13 protein-coding genes are annotated in these 11184 nt (G+C 62.4%); 8 read left to right on the forward strand and 5 right to left on the reverse strand.

Annotation, left to right across the window (positions count from 1 at the left end; translation table 11 throughout):
- The first annotated feature begins 98 nt into the window (after positions 1-98).
- The 4 genes from rimO to cysW all read left to right on the forward strand — a co-directional run bounded on the left by rimO (position 99) and on the right by cysW (position 4704).
- Positions 99-1430, forward strand: coding sequence for a 30S ribosomal protein S12 methylthiotransferase RimO (gene rimO, locus BM045_RS15015; RefSeq protein ID WP_092184658.1), 1332 nt, complete (start codon positions 99-101; stop codon positions 1428-1430).
- A gap of 416 nt (positions 1431-1846) precedes the next feature.
- Positions 1847-2830, forward strand: a complete 984-nt coding sequence (locus tag BM045_RS15020) for a sulfate ABC transporter substrate-binding protein (protein ID WP_092184660.1) — start codon at positions 1847-1849, stop codon at positions 2828-2830.
- Positions 2831-3055: 225 nt separating this feature from the next.
- A complete protein-coding gene (cysT, locus tag BM045_RS15025) occupies positions 3056-3892 on the forward strand; it encodes a sulfate ABC transporter permease subunit CysT (RefSeq protein ID WP_092184662.1) in 837 nt (278 codons plus the stop codon).
- A 29-nt stretch (positions 3893-3921) separates the two neighbouring features.
- The gene (cysW, locus tag BM045_RS15030; protein ID WP_244523019.1) at positions 3922-4704 is read left to right on the forward strand and encodes a sulfate ABC transporter permease subunit CysW; all 783 of its coding nucleotides are present in this window, start codon (positions 3922-3924) and stop codon (positions 4702-4704) included.
- Between the two features lie 19 nt (positions 4705-4723).
- Here cysW and BM045_RS15035 read toward each other — a convergent pair whose 3' ends face one another.
- Positions 4724-5662, reverse strand: a complete 939-nt coding sequence (locus BM045_RS15035) for a phytanoyl-CoA dioxygenase family protein (RefSeq protein WP_092184665.1) — start codon at positions 5660-5662, stop codon at positions 4724-4726.
- A 132-nt stretch (positions 5663-5794) separates the two neighbouring features.
- On the opposite strand from BM045_RS15035, the gene BM045_RS15040 reads away from it, so the two are divergent.
- Genes BM045_RS15040 through folK form a run of 4 tightly spaced genes read left to right on the forward strand, consistent with a single transcriptional unit; the run spans position 5795 to position 8358 of the window.
- On the forward strand, positions 5795-6652 hold the full coding sequence (locus tag BM045_RS15040) for a helix-turn-helix domain-containing protein (protein WP_092184667.1): 858 nt from the start codon (positions 5795-5797) through the stop codon (positions 6650-6652).
- 9 nt (positions 6653-6661) lie between these two features.
- Entirely contained in the window at positions 6662-7525 is an 864-nt protein-coding gene (folP, locus tag BM045_RS15045) for a dihydropteroate synthase (RefSeq protein ID WP_092184669.1), read from the forward strand.
- Positions 7526-7528: 3 nt separating this feature from the next.
- Positions 7529-7915 carry a dihydroneopterin aldolase gene (folB, locus tag BM045_RS15050; protein ID WP_092184671.1) on the forward strand — a complete coding sequence of 129 codons (387 nt, stop codon included), beginning with the start codon at positions 7529-7531 and terminating at the stop codon, positions 7913-7915.
- Between the two features lie 20 nt (positions 7916-7935).
- Positions 7936-8358: a 2-amino-4-hydroxy-6-hydroxymethyldihydropteridine diphosphokinase gene (folK, locus tag BM045_RS15055; protein WP_244523014.1), complete on the forward strand. Its 423-nt coding sequence runs from the start codon at positions 7936-7938 to the stop codon at positions 8356-8358.
- Here folK and BM045_RS15060 read toward each other — a convergent pair.
- From BM045_RS15060 to crcB, 4 genes are read right to left on the reverse strand one after another with little or no spacing between them, the layout of a single operon-like run.
- Positions 8355-9134, reverse strand: coding sequence for an ATP12 family chaperone protein (locus BM045_RS15060; protein ID WP_170848531.1), 780 nt, complete (start codon positions 9132-9134; stop codon positions 8355-8357). The two genes, folK and BM045_RS15060, sit on opposite strands and share 4 nt — an antisense overlap.
- 4 nt (positions 9135-9138) lie before the next feature.
- Entirely contained in the window at positions 9139-9801 is a 663-nt protein-coding gene (locus tag BM045_RS15065; protein WP_210185030.1) for an HAD-IA family hydrolase, read from the reverse strand.
- The gene (locus BM045_RS15070; RefSeq protein WP_092184677.1) at positions 9798-10784 is read right to left on the reverse strand and encodes an RluA family pseudouridine synthase; all 987 of its coding nucleotides are present in this window, start codon (positions 10782-10784) and stop codon (positions 9798-9800) included. The genes BM045_RS15065 and BM045_RS15070 overlap by 4 nt, the downstream gene beginning before the upstream one ends.
- Positions 10781-11161 (reverse strand): fluoride efflux transporter CrcB, encoded by a 381-nt coding sequence (gene crcB, locus BM045_RS15075; RefSeq protein ID WP_092184679.1) that lies wholly within the window; start codon positions 11159-11161, stop codon positions 10781-10783. The genes BM045_RS15070 and crcB overlap by 4 nt, the downstream gene beginning before the upstream one ends.
- Positions 11162-11184: the final 23 nt, after the last annotated feature.

The following is an 11184-nucleotide window of genomic DNA, read 5'->3' on the forward strand; positions in this document are numbered from 1 at the left end:
GGTCAGCCCCGCATGGCGCGGGAGGCGGTATCATTGCGTAACCGTCATTCTTTCTGTATGACGCGCCCAACAAATCCAACATTGGAAATCTCGCTCACATGAGCCAAGCGCCAAAAATTGGCCTCGTCAGCCTCGGCTGCCCCAAAGCCCTCGTCGATAGCGAACGCATCATGTCGACCTTGCGGGCCCAAGGCTATTCGTTCAGCCGCGACTATGCCGGCGCCGATATCGTCCTCGTCAACACCTGCGGCTTCCTTGATTCCGCCAAGCAGGAATCATTGGAAGCCATCGGCGAAGCCCTCAACGAAAACGGTCGCGTCATCGTCACCGGCTGCCTCGGCGTCGAGGAAGAGCTGATCCGCGCCACGCATCCGTCCGTGCTCGCCATCTCGGGCCCGCATCAGTATGAGAACGTCGTCTCGGCCGTGCACAAGCACCTGCCGCCCGTTCCCAATAAATTTGTCGACCTGGTGCCCGAACAGGGCCTCAAGCTGACCCCGCGCCATTACGCCTATCTGAAGATTTCCGAAGGCTGCAACAATCGCTGCTCCTTCTGCATCATCCCCCAGATTCGCGGCGACCTGGCTTCCCGTCCGGCCGCCGGCATTCTCGGCGAGGCCGAAGGCCTGGTTCGTTCCGGCGTCAAGGAACTGCTGGTGATCTCCCAGGACACCAGCGCCTATGGCGTCGATATCAAATACGCGGAATCCAACTACCGTGGCCGCCCGGTCAAGGCGAAATTCTATGACCTGGCCAAGGAACTCGGCCAGTTCGGCGCCTGGGTGCGCCTGCACTATGTCTACCCCTATCCCCATGTCGACCAGATCATGGAACTGATGGGCGAAGGCCTGGTGCTGCCCTATCTCGACATTCCCTTCCAGCACGCTTCCCCGAAAGTGCTGAAGGCCATGCGCCGCCCGGCGCACCAGGAAAAGACCCTCAACCGCATCCTCAACTGGAAAGCCCAGGTCCCCGACCTGACCGTGCGCTCCAACTTCATCGTCGGCTTCCCCGGCGAGACTGAGGAAGATTTCGAGATGATGCTCGACTTCATCGAGGAAGCCGAGATCGACCGCGCCGGCTGCTTCAAATATGAGCCCGTCACCGGCGCCCCGGCCAATGAGCTGGAAGGCATCGTCCCCGACGACGTCGCCCAGGATCGCTGGGAACGGCTGATGGAAGTGGCGCAGAACGTCTCCGCCGGCCAGCTGGCCAAGAAGGTCGGCCGCACCATCCAGGTGCTGGTCGATGACGTCCAGCCCGACCAGAACAAGGCCATCGCCCGCTCCAAGTGGGACGCCCCCGAGATCGACGGCCAGGTCGTGGTCTCCAACGCCACCGGCATCAAGCCCGGCGACATGATCGACGTGCTGGTCACCGACAGCGACGAATACGACCTGTTCGCCACGCCGGTGAAGGCGCTGAACTAGATTCCATTTCAATGGCTTATGGCCATTGCCGGACTCAATCTGCAAAGGCGCCGCACCAGCGGTGCCTTTTGCTTTTCGCGGGATGCTCGGCGTTTGCACGGCCCGATCCACGCCCACGGTGTCACCCCGGCCTTGAGCCGGGGCCCATCCTGAGATGGCGGACCCGCCGCCAGGTCGATCGTTCGAACCACCTTGCGGCCGCGGCACTATCTCGAGATGGATCCCGGCTCAAGGCCGGGATGACACCGAGTATGGGGAAACAAAATCCCGCCCCGCACCCTTCCCGCGCAACCTGATTGCCCCACCCTGCCCGCTGGTAAATTACCCTTCCCAAACAGCGCTTTACCGCTGGACCTCGCGCCAATCCTCCCCCCATCTCGACGCCAACGTCATCCTGTCCCGGACACCAGCGTCACATGAACAAGCTTCTCGCCACCGCCGTTGCGGCCATCGCCCTCGGTACCAGCCCGGTCTTTGCCCAGCCGACCGACATCCTCAACGCCTCCTATGACATCGCCCGCGAGCTGTTCGAGGCCGAGAACGCCGCCTTTGCCGCTTCCGGCGCCACCACCACGATCAACCAGTCGCATGCCGGCTCCTCGGCTCAGGCCCGCGCCGTGCTGGAAGGCCTCGCTGCCGACGTCGTGACCTTCAATCAGGTCACCGATATCGACAAACTGGTGGAAGGCGGCTTCGTCTCCGACGACTGGGCCTCAGAATTCCCCAACAATGCCGCGCCCTTCTATTCCTTCCCCTCTTTCCTCGTCCGCGCCGGCAATCCCAAGGGCATTGCCGATTGGGGTGATCTCGCCGCCGAAGGCGTGCAGGTGATCTTCCCGAACCCCAAGACCTCCGGCAACGGCCGCTACACCTATCTGGCCGCCCGCGCCTGGGCGACCGAGGAATATGCCGGCGACGAAGCCAAGGTGGAAGAATTCCTCACCAAGCTGTTCGCCAATGTCCCGGTGTTCGAGACCGGCGGCCGCGCCGCTACCACCGCCTTCACCGAGCGCCAGCTCGGCGACGTGCTGGTGACTTTCGAGGCTGAAGTGCTGGGCGTGCGCAAGCAGCTTGGCGCCGACAAGTATGACTCGGTCGTCCCCTCGGTCAGCTTCCTGTCCGAATTCCCGGTCGCCCTTGTCGACAAGGTCGTCGACGCCCGCGGCAGCCGCGACATCGCCAAGGCCTATCTCGATTTCCTCTTCACCCCTGAAGGCCAGGAAGTCGCCGCCGCCAACTTCCACCGCCCCAGCGATGATGCGGTCCTCGCCGCCCACGCCGCAGATTTCCCGGAAATCCGCCTCGTCACCGTCGACGAAGCCTACGGCGGCTGGGACAAGGTCTCCGCCGAGCACTTCGCCGACGGCGGCCTGCTCGACAAGGTGTTCGTGAACCAATAAGGCGCTACAACGCGTCCCAAAAAGGCTCCACAAACGCGATGTCACCCCGGCCTTGAGCCGGGGCCCATCCTGAGATCTCACCGCACGCCGCCAGATCGAACCACCTTGCGGCAGTGGCACAATCTCGACATGGATCCCGGCTCAAGGCCGGGATGACATCGTGTGAGTAGCGACATCTGAACCAATACCGGCGGGCCCCAAGCCCGCCCATTTGCGTGAGAAACCATGGCATCGAAACGTTCCAAGCATCTGCTGCCCGGCTTCGGGCTGACGCTGGGCGTCTCCATGCTCTATCTGACCATCATTATCGTGCTGCCGTTGCTGGCCATGCTGCTGAAAGTCGGCGGCATGGGCTTCGAGGAATTCTGGCGCATTGTCGCCTCCAACCGTTCGCTAGCCGCCTATCGCATCACCTTCAGCTCGGCTTTCATCGCCACGATCTTCAACGGCGCCCTCGGCCTGTTGCTGGCCTGGGTGCTCACCCGCTACAGCTTCCCCGGCAAGCGCATTCTTGATGCCCTGGTCGACCTGCCCTTCGCCCTGCCCACCGCCGTCGCCGGCCTGGTGCTGGTGACCTTGTTCGCGCCAACCGGCTGGTATGGCCAGTTTCTCGAGCCCAATGGCTTCAAGGTCAACTACACCCAGCTCGGCATCATCATCGCCATGACCTTCACCTCGATCCCCTTCGTGGTCCGTGCCGTGCAGCCGGTGCTGGAAGAAATCCAGGTCGATCTTGAGGAGGCCGCGCAAACCTTGGGCGCCACGCGCTGGCAGATTTTTGCCCGCGTCATCTGGCCTACCATCCTGCCCGCCTTCATGGCCGGCTGCGTGCTCTCCTTTGCCCGCTCGCTCGGGGAATTTGGCGCCGTGGTCTTCATTGCCGGCAACCTGCCGGGCCTCACCGAAATCGTCTCGCTGCTGATCTTCATCCGTATCGACGAATACAATTACGAAGGCGCCGCCGCTTTGGCCTTCGTCCTGTTGCTTGCCGCCTTCGTCACCCTCCTCCTCACCAATGCCCTGCAATCCTGGCAGGTGCGCTACGCGGATCGGAGCCGGTGATGACCAGAGCGACCCGCAGCACCGCCGAAATGATTTTCATCACCCTGGCCTTCGTCTTTGCCGGTGCTCTGCTGGTGGTCCCGCTGGCGGTGATCTTCGCCTTTGCCCTGCGTGAAGGCCTGGGCGTCTATCTCGCCAATATCGCCGAACCCGCGACGCTGCACGCAATCGGCCTCACCATCTTCACCGCCATCATCGTGGTCCCGATCAACATCGTCATCGGCGTCTGCATCGCCTGGCTGGTCACCCGCTTCCGCTTCCCCGGCCGGCAGGTGCTCATCACCCTGATCGAACTGCCCGCCGCCGTCAGCCCCATCGTCGCCGGCACGGTCTATCTCTTCCTCTATGGCGGCCAGGGACTGCTGGGCCCGGCCCTGCAAGGCGCCGGCATCCAGCTGATGTTCACCGTCACCGCCATCATCCTCGTCAGCCTTTTCGTCACTGCCCCCTTCGTGGCGCGCGAGCTGATTCCGCTGATGCAGCAGCAGGGCACCGAGGATGAGGAAGCGGCGCTTTCGCTCGGCGCCAATGGCTGGCAGATGTTCTGGTTCGTCACCCTGCCCAATATCCGCTGGGCGATTCTCTACGGCGCCATCCTCACCAATGCCCGCGTCATGGGCGAATTCGGCGCAGTTTCAGTGGTCTCCGGCTCGATCCGCGGCCAGACCAACACCCTGCCGCTGCAGATCAGCCAATTGTTCAATGATTTCAACGTCACCGGCTCGTTTGCCGCGGCATCGACTCTGGCGCTGATGGCGGTGCTGACCCTGATTCTCAAATCCACACTGGAAGCCAAGGGCGGCTGGCGCTGATTGCGCCAACCGCCGTTGATTAATGCCAGCTCTTCAGCCCCAGCAGCTTCTCGCCCAGCTCGGTCAGCTTGGCCGTCTCGGAATTTTTCTTCTCCCATTCACGCGGATCGCCCGGAAAGGCATCGCGCTGCGGGTGGTCGAGCTCGCGCCATAGCCGCACCCGTTCTGTGCGTTCCGCCACATTGCCCTCGTCGGCCGGATACATCGAAATATATTGCGCCATGCGCACCCGGTCCTTGGAGTGGTTGGGCCGCACGCCATGGGCCAGCAGGGTGTTGAAGATCATCAGATCGCCCGGCTCCATCTCGATATTGGTGATCTTGAGGCCCGTCGTATCGGGATGCATCGGGTCGCGGTCGGCTGGCTGGGTCTTCACCCAGTTGTCGAAATCATAGAACAGCTCGGGAATGCACTGAAAGCCGCCTACATCGCCATCCTGCTTGACGAGGCTCAAGACGCCCTGCACGCCGATCGGCAGCGGATCGAGCGAGGTATCGCTGTCCCAGTGGATGAAGCCATTGGGATTGCCCTGCACCTTCTTGGGCACATTGAGATTGGCCCGGTCGATGCTGGTCCAGAGTTCCTCGATGTCCCAGATATCGACGAAGGCGTCGTAGACCCGCTGTTCCATGCGGTTGTCCCACAACAGCTGGTGGTTGTAGATTTCCACCATGCCGGTGCCGTTGAGCTCCTTCATCTTGTGGTCGCGGCGCTGCGGCGCATACCAGGTGCTTGGATCTGCCGGATTCTTTTCATCAAATTCCCAGAGCAAAGCCTTGAGCCGCTCGACATTTTCCTGCGGCACCGCACCGCGCACAATCACATAGCCCTTGGTCACCCAGTGCTCCCAGTCTGCCGGGCTCAGCACCCGCAGGGGCAGCTTCTTGACGATATCCTTGAGCTGCGTGGTCACCACCTGCGTGGTTGGATGGCTGTCGCGTTTCGTGGCTGGCTGCATGTCTCTCTCCCATTGTGGTCCCCGCTGGGGCTTGCTGATGGGATTGAGCCTAGGGTGCCTTGCGCGTGGCTTCTTGCCCAAGGCTGGCAAGTATTGATACTATTCTGGCGCAGAACGAGTGAGCGACGCCACATGAAGTCCTATCTCGAACATCTCACCACCGATGAGGACGCCTCCTGGGCGACCCTCAACCGGCGGCTCGATGACAGTATTCCCTTCCAGTGGCACCACCATCCCGAGTTCGAGCTGACCCTGACGCTCAATTCCTCCGGCCAGCGCTTCATCGGCGACCACATCGGCCGCTACGAGCCGGGCGACCTCGTGCTGATCGGCCCCTACCTGCCCCATACCTGGCATTCGCTCGACCGGCCCGACGCCGGCCAGCCGCATCGGGCGCTGGTCATGTGGTTCCTGCCCGAATGGGCCGAACGGCTCACCGCCAATGCCGAGCTGCGGCCGGTGGGCGCCATGCTGGCTCGCGCCGCCAATGGCCTCAAATTCTCCGACGCTGCCGCCAGCGCCATCCGTCCGGCCGTCGAACAGCTCTTCACCCAACCCCCGGTGGAGCGCTTTCTTGGACTGGTCTCCGTGCTGCATACCCTCGCAAAAGACCGCGATGCCACCCCGCTTTCGGCCACCGCGCCCGAATTGGCGCCCGCCGCCACCGATCGCGGTCGCATTGATCGCGTCCTCAACCATATTCACAGCAATTTCGCCCAACCCATTAGCATGACTCAACTCGCCGATATCGCCGCCCTCTCGACCTCGGGCCTGCACCGCACTTTCCTGCGCCACACCCGCCAGAGCGTCAGCCAATACCTGATCCGCCTGCGCATCGGCCGCGCCTGCGCCCTGCTCTCCTCGGGCAACATGCCGATCGGCCAGATCGCCGGCGAAGTCGGCTATGACTCCCTCGCCAATTTCAACCGCCAGTTCAAATCCCTCAAAAGCACCACGCCAAGGGAATACAGGGCGGCCTTTTCGCAGTAGACCTCAGCCATGCACTCGACCCACGCCATCCCCCTGCCCAGCCGCCCGCCCCTGATCCTGGGGCCAGTGCCTTGCGTCATGGGTATTCTCAACGTCACCCCCGACAGCTTCTCCGACGGCGGCCAGCACGATCGTGTCGATGCCGCCATGGCGCATGCCCACCAGATGATCGCCGAAGGGGCCGACATCATCGATATCGGTGGCGAAAGCACCCGCCCCGGCTCGCAGCCGGTGGGCGTGCAGGAAGAACTCGACCGCGTCATGCCGGTTATCCAGGCGCTGGTCGCCGCCGGCATCACCACGCCCCTCTCCATCGACACCTACAAGCCGCTCGTCGCCGATCAGGCCATCCAGGCCGGCGCCGCGATCATCAACGACGTGCACGGCCTGCAGGGCGCGGACGAAATGGCCGACGTCGCCGCCCTGCACCAGGTGCCGGTCATCGTCATGCATTGGCAAAAAGACCGCGATAAATTTTTTCCGCTCCTCGATGACATGCGCCGCTATTTCGAGCGCAGTATCGCACGCGCCGAGCAGGCGGGGATAAGTCGCGACCGGCTCATTCTCGATCCGGGCTTTGGTTTCGGCAAAACACTCAGCGAAAACTATGCAATCCTGCAGCAAATCGGCGGCATTCAACACGAAAGATGGCAGCAAAAACTGCCTTTGCTTGTTGGTTGCTCGCGCAAATCCATGATCGGAAAACTGCTCGGCAACGAGCCCGAGGAGCGCCTGGCGGGCACGATTGCCGCCAATGTCATCGGCTATCTCAATGGCGGGCATATCTTTCGGGTGCATGACGTCCGCGCCAATCGCGATGCCCTTCGCGTGGCACAGGCGACGCTGTATGGTCCGCCGACGGAACTGGGGTAGCACATGACGCAGGCGTTCACGGGCGACCGTATCATCCTGAAAGACCTGGGCTTTTATGGCTATCATGGGCTGATGAAAGAAGAGAAGGCGCTCGGCCAGCGATTCTTTATCGACCTCGAATGCGGCGTCGACCTCTCCGCCCCGGCCCTCACCGACAGCATCGGCAAGACGGTTTCCTATGCTGATATCTATGACGTGGTGAAGCAGGCCTTCGAGGGCAAGCGCATGCATCTCATTGAGGCCGTTGCACAAAATATCGTCGATGCGATTTTCAATGCCTTCCAGGACGTGAACTGGATCATCATCCGCGTCCGCAAGCCCGAGGCGCCGATTGCCATGGTGCGCGGCGAGGCGGCGATCGAGCTGCATCGGCAGCGGAAAATCTCGTGACCTCAAAGGCTTGGCTTAGCTTGGGCGCCAATATCGGCGATCCGCCGGCGCAACTGGCCGAGGCCTTGCGCCGGATCGATGCGGAAGAGCATGTCCACATCACAAAACGCTCCTCGGTGATTATCACCAAGGCTTGGGGCAAAACGGATCAGCCGGACTTCGCCAATATGGCGATCGAGGTGGAGACCAGTCTCAAGCCGCTGGAATTGCTCGATGTTCTGCAGGCCATCGAGCTCGCCATGGGCCGCGTGCGCAAGGAGGTCTGGGGGCCAAGGCTGATCGATATCGACATCTTGGCCTATGACCAGATCGAGATGATATCCCCGCGCCTGACCCTGCCGCACCCTTATGCCCATGAGCGTGAATTCGTCTTGAATCCCCTCGCAGAAATTTCACCATCGGTGAACCAATGGCTCACCAGACGGGTGCATTCCGCGAATTAGGGACGCAGCGCGTCCACAACCGCAACGGCGGTATCAAATTCCACGCGGCGCCGGGCCCGGCGAATCTCGGCTTCCTCGTCCTGGCCCCAATGGGTGATCTGGTAATCCTCATCGACATGCGCCGCGGTCCAGACCTCATCGGCTGAGAACAGCTCATGCAGCAGGCCAATGGCCAGAAGGCCCGACCCGGTCAGGCCGGTGATCGAGACCAGCGCCGTGAGGGTGAGCAGGTTCTCATTGCCCAGCGACTCGGCCAGACGATCGAGCGTCGCCTTGGGCTGGGGCTGGTGGATGATGCCCATGGTCGGCTGGAAGCTGATGCCGAAGTGGCGGGCCAGCGTGGTCAGCGCGTGATCCCAGGCCTTGTCCTGCCGGGCGACCAGTTCCTGCGGGCTATCGGCGCGATAGAGCAGCAGGTCGCCGGCAGCAAATTTCAGCACTTCCTCACGGAAGGCCGGTACCATGGCTTCGCCGCTCTCGATCGCCGAATTGACCAGCCGCACCATGGGCATGGTGGTGGCGTCGATGAACTCGCCCTGCGCCGACCATTCCTCGGCAATGGCCGTGGCAATGGCCGCGACCGGGACAACGATCGGATGCTTGTGGCCCGGCGTCTTGGTCTGGCGGCCATCGAGCGTCACGACAAAACCGCCATCGACCGGACCGGCGGCTACGTCTTTGTAGAACCGCTTGGGCAGTTCGACCTTGTCGAGCTCCTGCGCCCGGCCATAACCGTCGTTGAGGTGTTTCTGGATTTCGTCGAGCTGGTCGCGCATGGGCTTAGTCCAGGAGTTTGGCGATCGCCGGGACCAATTGGTCATAGCGGTCGATCATGGTGTCAGCGCCGACGGCGATCAGCTCGCGCGGCTCGTGATAGCCCCAGGTGACGCCAATGGTGCGGGTCTTGGCGGCAACGCCCATTTCGATATCGAAGGTGGTGTCGCCGATCATCACCGTCTGCTCCGGGGTCGCGCCGGTCTCGCGCATGGCGGTTTCGAGCATGCCGGGATGGGGCTTGGAGGGATTGTGGTCGGGCGTCTGCAGGGTGACGAAGTGGTCGGTCAGGTCATGAATTGCCAGGATGCGATGCACGCCGTTGAGACCCTTGCCGGTGGCGATACCGAGCACGACGTCGTCCAGTGCCCGTAAGGCGTTCAATGCCTCCAGCGCGCCGGGATACAGGCCCTCGCGGTCACCATTGGTGACAACGGAGGCGCGGTAATGCGCCTTGTAGTCATTGACCAGCGTGTCGATCAGCACCGGATCATCGGTGTGAGCCAGCCGCGCCATGGCATTGGGCAGCGACAGGCCGATAACGCGGCGCGACTGGGCCGGCGTCGGCGGGGTGAGCCCTGCCCCGGCCAGGGTCGTCGCCATATGCTCGGAGATCAACGCCTGAGTGTCGATCAGCGTGCCGTCCATATCGAAAATGACGAGTTTCAAACGCCATCCTCCGGATCGCCGCTGACATCATAGCGGTCGGGATCAAAGCCCAGCGTCTCAAAGCTCGCCCGCATATGCGGCGGCAGCGGTGCCGAAATGTCGAGGCGCTTGCCATTGCGCAGCGGAATGGCAATGCGGCGGGCATGCAGATGCAGGCCTTCGGAAAGGCCCGGCGCGCCCTGCCAATTCTCGATGTTGAAATAGCGGGGGTCACCGATAATCGGCGTGCCGAGCTGAGCCATATGCACGCGCAGCTGATGGGTGCGGCCGGTGACCGGCTTCAGCGTCACCCAGGCAAAGCGCCGGCTGGCGGTATCGGTGGTGGAATAATAGCTCAGCGAATGCTGGGCATTGGGGGCGCCATTGCGCACCACAACCATCTGCTCGCCATCGTCTGTGCTCTGGCGGGCGAGGAAGCAGGAGATTTCGCCCTGCTGCGGATGCGGATTGCCGGCGACGATGGCCCAATAGATCTTCCGTGCCGAGCGCGAGCGGAACACATTACCGAAATGGCTGGCCGCCTGCTTGGTCTTGGCGACGACAAGGCAACCCGAGGTATCGCGGTCGAGACGATGCACGAGGCGCGGCGGCTCGCCCTTCTTGTTGGGCAGGCTTTTCAGCATGCCGTCGAGATGGCGGCTCTGGCCGCTGCCGCCCTGCACGGCGAGGCCATGCGGCTTGTTGAAGACATAAATGTCATCGTCCTCATAAAGGATCAGGTCCTTGAGGAAATTGGCATCGGCATCGTTGAGCTTGACCGGCTTGACGGTATCCGGATCATCGATCGGCGGGATGCGCACGGTCTGGCCGGGCACCAGTCGCGTATTGGTCGTGACCTTGGCCTTGTCGACCTTGACCTCGCCATTGCGGATCAGCTTCTGCAGCCGGCCAAAGCCCAATTGGGGGAAATGCGTGGCGAACCAGCGATCGAGACGCATGCCGTCTTCGTCGTCGTTTACCAGCCGCTGTTGAACGCCACTCATGCCACGCCTCGGGTCACCAAAAGCCCGAGATAAAGCCCAATGAGGCAGAGCACAACCGACAACAGCACATAAGTGCCAGCCAAGAGCCATTCGCCGCGCTCGATCAGCACGATCGTGTCGAGCGAAAAGGCGGAAAAGGTAGTGAAACCGCCGAGAATCCCAACGGCCACAAAGAGGCGTGCGTCCTCCTGCCAGGTCGGCAGGAAGCGGGCCATCAAGCCGATGAACAGGCCCATGGCGGCGGAGCCAATGATATTGATCAGCAGCGTGCCGAGCGGAAAGCTCGTGGGCCAGAACCGGGCGACCATCAGACTGGTGCCATAGCGGGCCATGGAACCAAGGGCGCCACCGAGGCCGACGAGAAGGAAAGGATGCATGCCTCCTTCTAGGCCCGTTGCAA

It is taken from the genome of Devosia sp. YR412 (assembly GCF_900110945.1).
In the GTDB taxonomy this organism is placed as follows: domain Bacteria; phylum Pseudomonadota; class Alphaproteobacteria; order Rhizobiales; family Devosiaceae; genus Devosia.